Annotated in this window: 12 protein-coding genes; 5 read left to right on the top strand and 7 right to left on the bottom strand. The window is 70.5% G+C overall.

Annotated elements, in window-relative coordinates; genetic code table 11:
* Nucleotides 1–23: 23 nt before the first annotated feature.
* Nucleotides 24–2,021: a serine/threonine-protein kinase gene (locus tag ACOKM3_RS18425; protein ID WP_426901824.1), complete on the bottom strand. Its 1,998-nt coding sequence runs from the start codon at nt 2,019–2,021 to the stop codon at nt 24–26.
* Between the two features lie 140 nt (nt 2,022–2,161).
* On the opposite strand from ACOKM3_RS18425, the gene ACOKM3_RS18430 reads away from it, so the two are divergent.
* Entirely contained in the window at nt 2,162–3,178 is a 1,017-nt protein-coding gene (locus ACOKM3_RS18430; protein ID WP_426901826.1) for a serine hydrolase domain-containing protein, read from the top strand.
* A 75-nt stretch (nt 3,179–3,253) separates the two neighbouring features.
* Here the strand turns inward: ACOKM3_RS18430 and ACOKM3_RS18435 are convergent, their stop codons facing one another.
* The gene (locus ACOKM3_RS18435; RefSeq protein WP_426901828.1) at nt 3,254–4,960 is read right to left on the bottom strand and encodes a glycerol-3-phosphate dehydrogenase/oxidase; all 1,707 of its coding nucleotides are present in this window, start codon (nt 4,958–4,960) and stop codon (nt 3,254–3,256) included.
* Between the two features lie 351 nt (nt 4,961–5,311).
* Between ACOKM3_RS18435 and ACOKM3_RS18440 the strand changes: the two genes are divergently transcribed.
* Both ACOKM3_RS18440 and ACOKM3_RS18445 read left to right on the top strand, forming a co-directional pair.
* Entirely contained in the window at nt 5,312–6,565 is a 1,254-nt protein-coding gene (locus tag ACOKM3_RS18440) for a nucleotide sugar dehydrogenase (RefSeq protein ID WP_426901830.1), read from the top strand.
* Nucleotides 6,566–6,626: 61 nt separating this feature from the next.
* Entirely contained in the window at nt 6,627–7,193 is a 567-nt protein-coding gene (locus tag ACOKM3_RS18445; RefSeq protein WP_426901831.1) for a hypothetical protein, read from the top strand.
* 111 nt (nt 7,194–7,304) lie between these two features.
* Here ACOKM3_RS18445 and ACOKM3_RS18450 read toward each other — a convergent pair whose 3' ends face one another.
* From ACOKM3_RS18450 to ACOKM3_RS18465, 4 genes are all read right to left on the bottom strand, one after another.
* On the bottom strand, nt 7,305–8,429 hold the full coding sequence (locus ACOKM3_RS18450) for a GuaB3 family IMP dehydrogenase-related protein (RefSeq protein ID WP_426901833.1): 1,125 nt from the start codon (nt 8,427–8,429) through the stop codon (nt 7,305–7,307).
* 120 nt (nt 8,430–8,549) lie between these two features.
* Nucleotides 8,550–10,061: an IMP dehydrogenase gene (gene guaB, locus ACOKM3_RS18455; protein WP_426901835.1), complete on the bottom strand. Its 1,512-nt coding sequence runs from the start codon at nt 10,059–10,061 to the stop codon at nt 8,550–8,552.
* A gap of 128 nt (nt 10,062–10,189) precedes the next feature.
* The gene (locus ACOKM3_RS18460) at nt 10,190–10,777 is read right to left on the bottom strand and encodes a sigma-70 family RNA polymerase sigma factor (protein ID WP_266713169.1); all 588 of its coding nucleotides are present in this window, start codon (nt 10,775–10,777) and stop codon (nt 10,190–10,192) included.
* Between the two features lie 276 nt (nt 10,778–11,053).
* Nucleotides 11,054–11,665: a response regulator transcription factor gene (locus ACOKM3_RS18465; protein WP_003948568.1), complete on the bottom strand. Its 612-nt coding sequence runs from the start codon at nt 11,663–11,665 to the stop codon at nt 11,054–11,056.
* Nucleotides 11,666–12,058: 393 nt separating this feature from the next.
* Between ACOKM3_RS18465 and ACOKM3_RS18470 the strand changes: the two genes are divergently transcribed.
* Complete coding sequence (locus tag ACOKM3_RS18470; RefSeq protein WP_426901837.1) at nt 12,059–12,400, top strand: WhiB family transcriptional regulator; 342 nt, start codon at nt 12,059–12,061, stop codon at nt 12,398–12,400.
* A gap of 69 nt (nt 12,401–12,469) precedes the next feature.
* On the opposite strand, the gene ACOKM3_RS18475 is transcribed toward ACOKM3_RS18470, so the two are convergent.
* Entirely contained in the window at nt 12,470–13,366 is an 897-nt protein-coding gene (locus ACOKM3_RS18475) for a LysR family transcriptional regulator (protein WP_426901838.1), read from the bottom strand.
* A gap of 81 nt (nt 13,367–13,447) precedes the next feature.
* Here ACOKM3_RS18475 and ACOKM3_RS18480 point away from each other — a divergent pair, with 81 nt between their 5' ends.
* Complete coding sequence (locus ACOKM3_RS18480; protein ID WP_426901840.1) at nt 13,448–14,116, top strand: MOSC domain-containing protein; 669 nt, start codon at nt 13,448–13,450, stop codon at nt 14,114–14,116.
* The last annotated feature ends 129 nt before the right edge of the window (nt 14,117–14,245 follow it).

A 14,245-nucleotide genomic window follows, 5' to 3' on the forward strand; every position in this document is an offset into this window, starting at 1 on the left:
TACGTGCCGGGCGCCCCGCTGGTTCAGGACTTGGGCTTGAACGTCTGTGTGAATGTCTTCCACGTCGACTTGCGCTGCTCGCCACCCCAGGCCGAGTCCTTGGCGGTGTACATCAGCCCGTATCCCAGCGAGCCGTTCACCACGGTCCCCCGGTCTATCGAGTGCCACTTCGTGCCGCCGTCGACGTACGTGAACTCCCAGTCGGCCGTGTTGTAGTCCCGGTAGTCAACCGAAGCTATGCGCACCCGGTCGTACTGGGGGCGGACCATGCTCCGCTCCTGATTGCGCCAGTCCGCGACCGGGTCGGACTTGGGGCTGTTGGTCCAGCCGACAAGCAGCCGCTGCCCGTTGGGACCCGTGAAGCGGGCCCCCGCCGCCTCCGTCTTGACGTACTTCCACCCCTTGGGCAGGCCGATCGAGAAGCCCTGGGAGTGCTTGTACGTCTCCTTGGCGGCCGTGCCCGACTTGCCTCCGGCGTCGTCGCCGCTCGGCGAGGCGCTCGCGCTCTGGTCGGGAGACCCGGAGTCGCTCGCCGACGGGCTTCCGGAGGGCTTCTTGTCGTCGCCGGAGCCCTTGTCCTGGCCCTTGTCGGCGTCCTTGTCACCGCTGCCGGCGTTCTTGTCGTCCGAGCCGGCCGTGGCCCCGGACGACGCACCCTTGTCGCCGCCCTTGGCGTCGGCGTCGTCGTCGCCGTTCAGGGTGAGGGCCAGGATGCCTGCGAGCACGACGAGCGCGACGACGAGCGCGCCGATGACGAGGGAGCGGCCCCGCAGCGCGTCCGCGAGGACGGCCGCGCCGCCGGGGCGCCCGCCACCCGCGGCGGGGCCCGCGGGCGCGGTCGCCGCGGGTTCCGTCTTCTCCTTCGGGGCTGTCGCGGCGGCGGCCGCCTTGCGTACGTTGGTGAGGGCGCCGCGCATCTTCTCCGCGGCCTCTCCGCTCTTCGCGGCGACACCGGCCGCGGCGGAGGCGGCAGCGGCCTTGGCGGCAGCCGCCCTGGCCGCCGAAGCGCCCTTCTCCCTGGGCTCCTTGCGCTTCCTCGGTGCGGGAGCGGGCGGCAGCGGTACCACCTTCGTGGCCTCGACCGGCTCCGGCTCGGGGGCCGGCTTCGGCTCCGGGGCGTGGATGACGTCGTTGAGCATGGCCCGCGCCGCCGCGTCGTCGAGCCGGTGGTCGGGGTCCTTCTCGAGCAGCCCGTAGATCACGGGCTCCAGCGGCCCGGCGTTCTTCGGCGGGTCCACCGGCTCGGTCATCACGGCGGTCAGCGTGGCGATCGCCGACCCCTTGTCGTACGGGGGGACGCCCTCCACGGCCGCGTACAGCAGACCGCCGAGCGACCACATGTCGGCGGCGGGGCCCGGCTTGTGACCGCGGGCGCGCTCCGGCGAGATGTACGAGGGGGCGCCGACGAGCATGCCGGTGGAGGTGATCGAGGGGTCACCCTCGACCTGAGCGATCCCGAAGTCGGTCAGAACGACACGGCCGTCCTCCGAGATCAGCACGTTGGAGGGCTTCACGTCGCGGTGCAGGATGCCCTCGCGGTGGGCGGAGCGCAGCACGTCGAGCACGGCGAGCCCGACCTCGGCGGCCCGCCGGGGTTCGAGGAGACCGTCCTCGCGGATGGCCTCGGCGAGGGACATGCCCTCGACCAACTCCATGACGATCCACGGCCGGTCGTCCTCGTCGACCACGTCGTAGACGGTCACCGCGCCGTTGTTGCGGATCCGCGCGATCGCCTTCGCCTCGCGCAAGGTACGCGTGATCAGGCGGCGCTTCTCGTCGTCGTCGATGGCGTTCGGGAAGCGCAGCTCCTTCACCGCCACCGTGCGCCCGAGCGTCTCGTCCTTGGCCCGCCACACGGTGCCCATGCCGCCACGGCCGAGCACGTCGCCGAGCCGGTACCGGCCGGCGAGCAGCCGGCCCTCCGGGTCCTTCACGGAAGCCCCCTGAGTGTCCCGACCGGATGAATCCTGGCGAGTGCCCTTGTCTTCACGGGCCTCGCCCGCCCGCTCCGCCTCCGACATGCGTCCCCTCTAGCAACCCGCCCTGACAGAGCCTTCATTGTCCCATCACCGGACCACCACTCCGCGCGCCGGGTCACCCCCACCCGACACGCACAGGAACGTCCCACAATGATGGCCCGCGCCGCCGAAAGGGACCGTCGTTGCCCGCACTCCGGACACTCCTGGCCATACCGCTGACCGTGGCCGTGCTGTGCCTGGGCCAGGGCAGCGCGCCCGGTCCGACGGCACCTGCGGACGACACTCTTCCGCTGCTCGTGACGCGAGGCAAGGCCCCGTCGGCCGCGCTCCTCGCAACCGCCGGTTCCACCGGTCACTTCACCACCACCAGCCCCAGCCTCACCCGCTCCGATCATGTGCGCGCGGGCAGCATCACCAAGACTTTCATCGCGACCGTAGTCCTCCAACTCGCCGCGGAGAAACGCCTGAAACTCTCCGCACGCGTCACCACCTACCTCCCCTCCCTCACGGGCACCCGGGCGCTCACGGTCCGCTCGCTGCTCACCCAGACCAGTGGCCTCTACGACTTCACGGCCATCACCCGCGGCCGCGAACCGCTGACCCCGGCGGAGGTGGCACTCGCCGTGTCCGAACCCCGGACGGCCCGACGCGGCACCTGGTCGTACTCCAACACCAATTACGTACTCCTGGGCATGATCATCCATCAGGTCACGGGCCGCTCCTACGCCACGGAGGCCCGCCGCCGCATCATCGATCCGCTCCACCTCACCGGCACCACGTTCCCCGGCGCCCGTACCACGGTCCCGAGCCCGCACGGCCCCGACGCGGTCCGCCTCGACCCACGCACAGCGGGCGCCTCCGGCGAGCTGATCTCCACGCTCCCCGACCTGAACCGCTTCTACACGGCCCTCCTGGAAGGCCGCCTCCTCCCACCCGCGGCCCTCCGTACGATGCTCAACACCCGCCCCACGCACGGCCATTACGGCATGGGCCTCTACCCGGAAAAGCTCCCCTGCGGCACCACGGTCTGGGGCCACAACGGCCGCATAGCCCACACCTACATCCGCGCAGCAGCAACCCGCACCGGCTCACACGTCGTCACCTACCGCACGACAAAGGCGACTTTGTCGGGCGACGGGTCCCCGGAGCGCCGACTACTCACGGCCGAGTTCTGCCACTCCAGCCCCGCCGGCGTTTGAGGCGCGGGGCCCGGGGCAGAGCCCCGCGCCTCAACCCCGGCTCCCGCAACAACACCGCACCCGCCCCACCGAAGGTCAGAGCGGCACGATGTCCGGCGCCCCGAGCCGCGCCGCATCGGCCGTAAGGTCATCCGGCTGCCGCTGCGACTCCCGCTCCGCCTCCACCCGCTTCTCGTAATGCTCGACCTCCCGCTCCACCTGGTCCTTGTCCCACCCAAGGACGGGCGCCATCAGCTCCGCCGCCTCCCGCGCACACCGCGTCCCCCGGTCGAACGTCTCGATGGAGATCCGCGTCCGCCGCGTCAGCACGTCGTCGAGATGCCGCGCCCCTTCGTGCGAGGCCGCGTACACGACCTCGGCCCGCAGATAGTCGTCGGCCCCGGTGAGCGGCGCCCCCAACGCCGGGTCCACGGTGACCAGTTCAAGAACCTCCTCGGCGAGCGCCCCGTACCGGTTCAGCAGATGCTCGACCCGCACCACGTGCAGCCCGGTGCGCGCGGCGATCCGCGCCCGCGCGTTCCACAGCGCCCGGTACCCCTCGGCGCCCACCAGCGGCACCTCCTCGGTCACGCACTCGGCGACCCGCTGGTCGAGCCCGTGCACCGCCTCGTCGACGGCGTCCTTGGCCATGACCCGGTACGTCGTGTACTTGCCGCCCGCCACGACGACCAGACCCGGTGCGGGATGCGCCACAGTGTGCTCCCGCGACAGCTTGCTGGTGGCGTCGGACTCCCCGGCGAGCAGCGGCCTCAGACCCGCATACACGCCCTGCACGTCATCACGCGAAAGCGGGACACCCAGCACGGAGTTGACGTGCTCCAGCAGGTAGTCGATGTCGGCACTCGACGCCGCCGGATGCGCCTTGTCGAGATCCCAGTCGGTGTCCGTGGTCCCCACGATCCAGTGCCGCCCCCACGGAATGACGAACAGCACGCTCTTCTCGGTACGCAGGATGAGACCGGTCGTCGAATTGATCCGGTCCTTGGGAACAACGAGATGAATCCCCTTGGAAGCCCGTACATGGAACTGCCCGCGCTCGCCGACCATGGCCTGCGTGTCGTCGGTCCACACGCCCGTCGCGTTCACGACCTGCTTGGCCCGGATCTCGTACTCGCCGCCGCCCTCGACGTCCTCCACCCGCGCGCCGACGACCCGCTCACCCTCCCGCAGGAACCCGGTGACCCGCGCGCGGTTGGCGGCCTTGGCGCCGTACATGGCGGCGGTCCGCACCAGGGTCGCCACATACCGGGCGTCGTCCATCTGTGCGTCGTAGTACTGCAACGCGCCGACCAGCGCGTCCTTCTTCAGGCAGGGGGCGACCCGCAGCGCGTGCTTGCGGGACAGGTGCCGGTGCATCGGGAGCCCGCGCCCGTGCCCGCGCGCCATCGACATCGCGTCGTACAGCGCGACACCCGAACCGGCGTACACCCGCTCCCACGCCTTGTGCTGCAACGGATACAGAAAGGGCACCGGCTTCACGAGATGAGGGGCCAGCCGCTCAAGAAGCAGCCCCCGCTCCTTCAACGCCTCTCGTACGAGCGCGAAGTCCAGCATCTCCAGATACCTGAGCCCGCCGTGGATCAGCTTGCTGGACCGGCTCGACGTGCCGGAGGCCCAGTCCCGCGCCTCGACGATCCCGGTGGAAAGGCCGCGGGTCACCGCGTCGAGCGCCGTACCCGCGCCGACCACCCCGGCGCCCACCACGAGAATGTCCAGCTCGCGCTCGGCCATGGCCGCAAGGGCCTGTGCACGCTGCTCGGGTCCCAGTGTCGCTGCCTTCACTGCTGCCTCCCGCTGTCGTCGGCGTGGCTCACGCGTGTGGTGTGCCCGGCCTCAGGTACCGCAAAGCACACGCTGCACTCTTCCTACATGCCCCGATTCTTCACCCACTGACCGGTTCGGGCCACCAGCGAGCACGCACCTGCGGACAACCTCGAGCATGTACCTGTGGACAAGCTGCGGAGACTCGCGGCGCAACACTCGCAAATCCATTGCGGCGCAATGTCGTATATCGGTCATATTTACTCCTAGTCTGACATTGCGCTCGCTCATCCTGTCCACAGGGCTTGCGCGCCAGTCCCGCTCCGGCTATTGACCGGCCGGTCCGCTCCTCGGGAAAGGACGGCAACCGCCATGCCCGCAGACCTCGCCGTCATCGGCCTCGGCCACCTCGGCCTGCCCCTCGCACAGACCGCCGTGGCGGCCGGGATCGCGACCATCGGCCACGATCCGGCCCGCGCAAGGGACCTCGCGGCCGGCCGGCTGCCCGGCGGCGGCGACGCGGCGGCCCTGACCGCCGCCGACCTCCGCCGGATGCTCTCCGCGGGCTTCCGCCCCACGGCCAACCCCGCCGAACTCGCCCGCGTCCGCACCGCCGTGATCTGCGCCCCGACCCCGCAGGGCCCCGACGGGGCGCCGATGCTCACCCCGGTCATCGAGGCGACCCGCACCCTCGCCGCCCGGCTCCGCCCGCACACCACGGTGATCATCGAGTCGCCCGTGCCGCCCGGCACCACGCAGACGCTCCTCCTCCCCGTCCTGGAAGAGGGCTCGGGCCTGCGCGCGGGACGCGACTTCCACCTCGCCCACGCCCCCGGCCGCGTCGACCCCGGCAACCGCCTGCACCCCTACACGTCGACCCCCAAGGTGATCGGCGGCCACACCCCCGCCTGCACCGAGTCGGCGGCCACCTTCTACAGCCGCCTCACGGACAAGGTCGTACGCGCGCGTGGTCCACGGGAAGCGGAGACCGTGCACCTCCTGGAGACCAACTACCGGCACGTCAACATCGCCCTGGTCAACGAAATGGCCGTGCTCTGCCACGAGTTGGGCGTGGACCTGTGGGACGTCATCCGCTGCGCGGAGACGAAGCCCTTCGGCTTCCAGGCCTTCCGCCCCGGCCCCGGCGTCGGCGGCCACGCCCTCGCCCAGGACCTCTCGGGCCCGCACCTGCCCACCCGCCCCCTGCGCATGGTCGAACTGGCCCGCCAGGTCAACCACCACATGCCGTCGTACGTGGTCCAGCGCGCGGCCACCCTCCTCAACGAACACGGCAAGTCGGCCCGCGGCGCCCGCGTCCTCCTCCTCGGCGTCACCTACAAGCCCGACCTCGCCGACCAACAGGCCGCCCCCGCCGAGGAGATCGCCACCCGCCTCATGCAACTCGGCGCCGCCGTCAGCTACCACGACCCGTACGTCCCGTCCTGGAACGTCCTGGACCGCCCGGTCCCGCGCGCCGACTCCCTCTACGAGGCCGCGGCCGACGCCGACCTGACGATCCTGCTGCAACAGCACCGCACGTACGACCTGCAAGGCCTGTCCGTAAAGGCCCAACTCCTCCTGGACACAAGGGGAGCGACTCCGGCGGGGGCCGCACACCGCCTCTGACTGCTACATTGCGGCCACTCTGTGCACATCAGCGCCAGGGCTCACACCCCAGGGGGACCGCATGACCCAGCCGCCTCACATACCCGACGGCAACCCTTACGCCCAACAGCCGCAGCCGCCGCAGCAGCCCCAGTACGGCTACCCGCAGCAGCAGCCGTACGCCCCGTTCCCTCAGCAGCAGGGGATGAAGGGCGGCTTCATGCCGGTGCCGCCGCCCGCCCCCGCCCGCGGCAACCTGGGGCTCGGCATCCTCGCCGGCTTCGTGGCGATGCTGGTCATCGCCGGCGTCTACGGCGGCATCGTCGGCGCGACCGAGCACGAGATCGGTTACGCGGCCGTGGCCGTCGGCGTCGTGGTCGGATTCGCGGCGGGCAAGGTCGGCGGCAACAACCCGGTGGTCCTGATCGTCAGCCCGATCCTGTCGCTGCTGGGCGTCTACCTCGGCCAGCTGCTCGGCGAGTCGATCATCGGCTCGAAGGTGCTGCCGTTCTCCGTGCCCGAACTGCTCTTCCAGCACTTCAACTGGGTCCACCAGGCCTGGAAGACCGACTCGGACCCCATGACCTTCCTCTTCTTCGCCCTCGCCGCGGTGGCTTCCTTCGGCGCGGCAAAGCGCGCCGCTTCGTAGGGGCGCGGGGGAACCGCTCTGTTTGGGGGCGCGGGGAACTGCGCAAAAAAACGGGTGGGCCCACCTTCCCGATGGGGCCCACCCGTTTCCCGCTACGACAAAGCGTCAGCGCTACCGCTTGTGTGTGGCATCCGCCACCGTGACCTCGACCCGCTGGAACTCCTTGAGCTCGCTGTAGCCGGTCGTCGCCATGGCCCGCTTCAGCGCGCCGAAGAAGTTCATCGACCCGTCGGGCGTGTGCGAGGGCCCGGTCAGGACCTCCTCGGTCGTACCGACCGTGCCGAGGTCGACCTTCTTGCCACGCGGCACGTCCTCGTGGACGGCCTCCATGCCCCAGTGGTGACCGCGGCCGGGCGCGTCCGTGGCGCGGGCCAGCGGCGACCCCATCATCACGGAGTCGGCACCGCAGGCGATGGCCTTGGGCAGGTCGCCGGACCAGCCCACGCCACCGTCGGCGATGACGTGCACGTACCGGCCACCGGACTCGTCCATGTAGTCACGGCGCGCGGCGGCGACATCCGCCACGGCGGTGGCCATCGGCACCTGAATGCCCAGCACGTTCCGCGTGGTGTGCGCGGCGCCGCCACCGAAGCCGACGAGCACACCCGCGGCGCCGGTCCGCATGAGGTGCAGCGCGGCGGTGTACGTGGCGCAGCCACCCACGATGACCGGAACATCCAGCTCGTAGATGAACTGCTTCAGGTTCAGCGGCTCGGCGGCACCCGAGACGTGCTCGGCGGAGACCGTGGTCCCGCGGATCACGAAGATGTCGACGCCCGCGTCCACGACCGCCTTGGAGAACTCGGCGGTGCGCTGCGGGGAGAGCGCGGCGGCGGTGACGACACCGGAGTCGCGCACCTCCTTGATGCGCTGCCCGATCAGGTCGGCCTGGATGGGCGCGGAGTAGATCTCCTGGAGGCGGCGGGTCGCGGCCTCGGGCGACAGCTCGGCGATCTCGTCGAGCAGCGGCTGCGGGTCCTCGTAACGGGTCCACAGGCCCTCGAGGTTCAGCACGCCGAGTCCGCCCAGCTCACCGATGCGGATGGCCGTCTGCGGCGAGACGACGGAGTCCATGGGGGCGGCCAGGAACGGCAGCTCGAAGCGGTAGGCATCGATCTGCCATGCGATCGAGACCTCCTTCGGGTCGCGGGTGCGCCGGCTCGGTACGACGGCGATGTCGTCGAAGGCGTACGCGCGGCGGCCGCGCTTGCCGCGCCCGATCTCGATCTCAGTCACGTTGGGGGGCGCCTTTCACATCTGGGTCCCACTTGGGCCTTGCCTGTCCAGTATCCCTGACACACACGTGTGGGGCGGCCCCGGTGATCCCGGATCCGCCCCACACGGTCTGACCTGCTGTTACTTGCCGTTGCGGCTGTAGTTCGGCGCCTCGACCGTCATCTGGATGTCGTGCGGGTGGCTCTCCTTGAGGCCCGCCGACGTGATCCGGACGAACTTGCCGTTGCTCTGCAGCTCCGGAACCGTGCGCCCGCCGACGTAGAACATCGACTGGCGCAGACCGCCGGTGAGCTGGTGCACGACCGCCGACAGCGGGCCGCGGTAGGGCACCTGGCCCTCGATGCCCTCGGGCACGAGCTTCTCGTCGGAGGCGACGCCCTCCTGGAAGTACCGGTCCTTGGAGAAGGACTTCTGCTCGCCGCGCGTCTGCATGGCGCCCAGCGAACCCATGCCGCGGTACGACTTGAACTGCTTGCCGTTGATGAACATCAGCTCACCCGGCGACTCCTCGCAGCCCGCGAGCAGCGAGCCGAGCATCACGGTGTCGGCGCCGGCGACGAGCGCCTTGGCGATGTCACCGGAGTACTGGAGGCCACCGTCGCCGATGACCGGGACACCGGCCTCCTTGGCGGCGAGCGACGCCTCGTAGATGGCGGTGACCTGCGGGACACCGATACCGGCGACCACGCGCGTGGTGCAGATGGAGCCCGGGCCGACGCCGACCTTGATGCCGTCCACGCCGGAGTCGATGAGCGCCTTGGCGCCCTCACGGGTGGCGATGTTGCCACCGATGACGTCGACGTTGCCGGCGTTGGACTTGATCTTGGCGACCATGTCACCGACGAGCCGCGAGTGCCCGTGCGCGGTGTCGACGACGATGAAGTCGGCGCCCGCCTCGATCAGCGCCTGCGCGCGCTCGTAGGCGTCACCGGCGACGCCGACCGCGGCACCGACGAGCAGCCGGCCCTCGGAGTCCTTCGCGGCGTTCGGGTACTGCTCGGCCTTCTTGAAGTCCTTGACCGTGATGAGGCCCTTGAGGATGCCCGCGTCGTCGACCAGCGGAAGCTTCTCGATCTTGTGGCGGCGCAGCAGCTCCATGGCGTCGACGCCGGAGATGCCGACCTTGCCCGTGACGAGCGGCATCGGCGTCATGACCTCGCGGACCTGACGGCTGCGGTCGTTCTCGAAGGCGATGTCGCGGTTGGTGACGATGCCGAGCAGCTTGCCGCCGCCGTCGGTCACCGGCACACCGGAGATGCGGAACTTGGCGCAGATCGCGTCGGCCTCGGCGAGCGTCGCGTCCGGGTGCACCGTGATCGGGTCGGTGACCATGCCGGACTCGGAGCGCTTCACGAGGTCCACCTGGTTCGCCTGGTCGGCGATCGACAGGTTGCGGTGCAGCACGCCGACGCCACCCTGCCGCGCCATGGCGATGGCCATGCGGGACTCGGTGACCTTGTCCATCGCGGCGGACAGCAGCGGGATGTTCACCCGCACGTTCTTCGAGACGTGCGAGGCGGTGTCGATCTGGTCGGGCGCCATGTCCGACGAGCCCGGCAGTAGCAGCACGTCGTCGTAGGTCAGCCCGAGTGTCGCGAATTTCTCGGGCACTCCGTCGACGTTTGCAGTCATGACACCTTCCCCAAATGGCCTTGATCGGTGCGGATGTCCATGCTAACGGCCCGCAGGGGTGTCTCATTCCACGATCAAGATCATCGGCGTTCTTTGGACGTTCACACGTGCGCCGCCGGGGCTCTGCGCTACTGCTCGGCGAGCGCCCGCAGCCGACTCAGCGCCCGGTGCTGCGCGACGCGCACGGCGCCGGGTGACATGCCCAACATCTGCCCGGTCTCCTCCGCGGTGAGCCCGACGGCGATACGCAGCAGGAGCAGCTCCCGCTGGTTCTGCGGAAGGTTGGCGAGCAGCTTCTTGGCCCACGCGGCGTCGCTGTTCAACAGCGCCCGCTCCTCCGGACCGAGGGAGTCGTCGGGCCGCTCGGGCATCTCGTCGGAGGGCACGGCCGTGGATCCGGGCCCGCGCATGGCCGCCCGCTGAAGGTCGGCGACCTTGTGCGCGGCGATGGCGAAGACGAACGCCTCGAAGGGCCGCCCGGTGTCCTTGTAGCGCGGCAGCGCGAGCAGCACCGCGACGCAGACCTCCTGGGCGAGATCCTCCACGAAGTGCCGCGCGTCACCCGGCAGTCGGGAAAGACGCGTGCGGCAGTAGCGGATCGCGAGGGGATGGACATGTGCGAGCAGATCGTGCGTGGCCTGCTCGTCACCGTCGACGGCGCGGCCGACGAGCGTACCGATGACCCCCTGGGGAGTCGCTGCCTCGTCGTCACGCATCGGTCCATGGTGCCCCGACACCTTCCGGTCCGTGACACCGTGCCCGTAGTTGTGCACCGAAGCGTTATGAGCAGGTGCGCCGGAACTCATCTCCTGCGCCCTCCCCTCTCGCTGACCCTGCTCGCCCGACTCGTCCCCGAGGAACTCCACACCCCCAAGGATGCGGCATCGCGCGCGAAGCGTCGAAAAGTCGCGGCGCGACGGGCCGGAGCGGCGTCCCTCACGGCGGGTCCACCGCGCCCCGGAGGGCGCGGGGGTGTGCCGATCAGCGGCTCGTCAGCGAACCAGGCCCCAGCGGAACCCGAGCGCCACCGCGTGCGCACGGTCCGAGGCGCCGAGCTTCTTGAACAGGCGACGCGCGTGCGTCTTGACCGTGTCCTCGGAGAGGAACAGCTCACGCCCGATCTCGGCGTTGGACCGCCCGTGGCTCATACCTTCGAGCACCTGGATCTCCCGCGCGGTGAGCGTGGGAGCGGCCCCCATCTCGGCCGAGCGCAGTCTGCGCGGGGCGAGCCGCCAGGTCGGGTCGGCGAGCGCCTGCGTCACCGTGGCCCGCAGCTCGGCGCGCGAGGCGTCCTTGTGCAGATATCCGCGGGCGCCGGCGGCGACCGCGAGGGCCACGCCGTCCAGATCCTCGGCCACGGTGAGCATGATGATGCGCGCACCGGGATCGGCGGAGAGCAGCCGCCGCACTGTCTCGACGCCGCCCAGACCGGGCATGCGTACGTCCATCAGAATCAGGTCCGAGCGGTCGGCGCCCCAGCGGCGGAGGACTTCCTCGCCGTTGGCCGCGGTCGTCACGCGCTCGACGCCGGGCACGGTCGCGACCGCGCGGCGCAGCGCCTCTCGGGCAAGCGGGGAGTCGTCGCAGACGAGGACGGATGTCATGACCGTCCTCCGCAGCTGATGCGCGTCACCTTGAGCCTCCAGGCTGTGTACGAATCGTCACCTGTGCGGTCGACATTCAACAAGGCATTCGGACACCTGCCCGAGCGCTTGTTCATTCAACCGCCTCCGCACCTCTCAACGACGGTCACTCGAAAGAGTTACGGGTCGGACGGCCTCCTTCGGCACTCTACGTGAGGGCGCGAACACGGTGCGGACAGCGCGGCGGACCCACAAGGTTTCATCACAAGCTATGCCCCATTTGGAAGGTTTTCCTTCCTTTTGCTGGTGTCTGTAGCTAGATTCGCAATGAGTCATATTTTCATCTCCTTAGACAGTAGATGTACGGTCATGGGCACCGTATCCGCGTCTGAACGGCTACAAGGGGACACAGCAATGGCAGATTTCTCCCGCCTTCCCGGACCGAACGCCGATCTGTGGGACTGGCAGCTCCTCGCGGCCTGCCGCGGGGTGGACAGCTCGCTCTTCTTCCACCCGGAGGGCGAACGTGGGGCGGCACGCAGCGCCCGTGAGAACTCGGCCAAGGAGGTCTGCATGAGGTGCCCGGTGCGCGCGGAGTGCGCTGCTCACGCCCTACAGGTGCGCGAGCCGTACGGCGTGTGGGGCGGCCTCACGGAAGACGAGCGCGAAGAGCTCATGGGGCGGGCCCGCAACCGGCTCGTCACGGCGTCGGCCCCGAGCGGAGGACAGGCCGCCACAAGCGGCGCACCCACCTGAAGGAACGTTTCTGCACGCACCTGAACGACCTGCGGAGGTGGGCGCGCCACGGCGCGCCCACCTCCGCGTTCAGCGTGTCGCGGCCTTCGCGAGGTGGTCGAGGGTCGCGCCGACCGCGGGCACCTGGGCCAGATCGGGCAGGGTGAGCGCGACGATCTCGCGGCGCACCGGGGGCTCGACGGTCACTGTGCGTGCACCCTTGGGGCGAACGGACTCGATGGCCAGTTCGGGAAGCACCGCCACGCCGAGCCCGGCACTCACGAGCCCGACCACCGCCGGGTAGTCGTCCGTCGCGAAGTCGATGCGCGGGGCGAACCCGGCGCCCCTGCACACCTCGACCAGCTGGCGGCGGCAGCGCGGGCAGCCCGCGATCCACGGCTCGTCCGCGAACGCGTCGATGGTGACCGAGCCGGCTCCCGCCAGCGCGTGCCCCTCGGGGACGAGGCCCACGAGCCGGTCGGCGAACAGCGTCCGTACGACGAGGTCGTCCCAGTCCTCCGTGGCGTGCGCGCCCTCGTATCGAAACGCGAGCGCGACGTCACAGTCGCCCTCTCGCAGCATCTCCACGGAGCGGGGCGGTTCGGCCTCGACCAGGGACACGCGCGTGCCGGGGTGTTCGGCGCGCAGGGCGGCGAGGGCGGTGGGCACGAGCGTCGAGCTGCCGCTGGGGAAGGAGACGAGGCGGACGCGCCCGGCACGCAGGCCCGCGATCGCGGCGATCTCCTCCTCGGCGGCCGTCAGCCCGGCGAGGATGCCCGACGCGTGCCGCACGAGGGCCTCGCCGGCCTGGGTCAGGCGCATCTCGCGGCCGGTGCGGATCAGCAGCGGGGTGCCGGCCGAGGACTCCAGGGCCTTCATCTGCTGGCTCACGGCGGGCTGGGTGCAGCCCAGCTCGCGGGCCGCCGCGGAGAAGGAGCCGGTGGCGGCGACGGCGCGCAGGACACGGAGATGACGGGCCTCGATCACCCCTCAAGCATAAGCGACTCTTGGGGATCGCGCCGGATAATGCGTGGCGGCTTTGGGTGTCGGTCCCGTAGCGTTCCGCACATGAAGCTTCTGTCGCTGAATCTGGGGCGGCCCCAGTCCGCCGATTACACGGACCAGCCCGAGGGGGTCACGGGCATCGACAAGCGGCCCGTCGCAGGTCCCGTGCGGGTGTCGGCTCCTGGCCCCAAGGGGACCGGCGCGAGCGGGCTCGCCGGGGACGCGGTGTGCGACCTGCGGCACCACGGCGGGGACCACCAGGCGGTGTACGCGTACGCGCGTGAGGACCTGGACGCGTGGGGCGAGGAGCTCGACCGTTCGCTGCCCAGCGGCTCGTTCGGCGAGAACCTCACGACCGAAGGGGTCGACGTGTCGGGCGCGAGGATCGGCGAGCGCTGGCGGATCGGGGCCGACCTGGTCCTGGAGGTGACGTCGAGCCGGATTCCGTGCCGGACCTTCCAGGGGCATCTGGGCGAGCGGGGCTGGGTCAAGCGGTTCACCAAAGAAGGGGCGCCGGGGGCGTATCTGCGGGTGATCGAGCCGGGCGAGATCCGGGCGGGCGACTCCATCGAGATCGTGCGCCGGCCGGACCACGAGGTGAGCGTGGCCTTCCAGTTCCGTGCGGTGACGACCGAGCGGGAGCTGCTGCCGCGGTTGCTCGCCGCGGGGGACGCGCTGCATCCGGAGGCGGTTCGCTCCGCGCGGGAGTACGTGGAGAAGTACGGGTCGTAGTTCTGTCGCGGTCGGCCGCCCCCACGTCGCGGGGCTCCGCCCCGGGCCCTGCGCCTCAAACGCCGGCGGGGCTGGATTTGCTCATCCGCCGCCGAGTATGGCTCCCCACCCGTGGCGGTGACCCCCGCC

Source organism: Streptomyces nidicola, from assembly GCF_050106155.1.
Taxonomy (GTDB): domain Bacteria; phylum Actinomycetota; class Actinomycetes; order Streptomycetales; family Streptomycetaceae; genus Streptomyces.